This is a genomic window from Streptomyces wedmorensis, assembly GCF_000716445.1.
GTDB classification, from domain to species: domain Bacteria; phylum Actinomycetota; class Actinomycetes; order Streptomycetales; family Streptomycetaceae; genus Streptomyces; species Streptomyces wedmorensis.
Map to the genome: position 1 here is coordinate 1 of NZ_JNWK01000236.1, position 217 is coordinate 217.

Annotated in this window: 1 protein-coding gene; it reads left to right on the forward strand. The window is 67.7% G+C overall.

Annotation, left to right across the window (positions count from 1 at the left end; translation table 11 throughout):
• Positions 1-217: hypothetical protein (locus tag OO54_RS41245; RefSeq protein WP_033213060.1), on the forward strand; the 217-nt coding region annotated here is incomplete at both ends.

Sequence of the window (217 nt, forward strand, 5' to 3'; positions counted from 1 at the left end):
GAAGTTCAACTGCGCGGCGCCGGTCAACAACTCGCCCAACAACACCGGCCTGACCAACCTGCCCCCGGCCAAGGCCGCGACGGTCTGGTACGACTACCAGGCCTCCGAGGAGTTCCCGGAGATCGACGGCGGTCAGGGCGCGGCCCCGATGAGCGGCCCGTTCTACCACTACGACGCGGCCAGCACCTCCGAGCGCAAGTTCCCCGAGTACTACGAC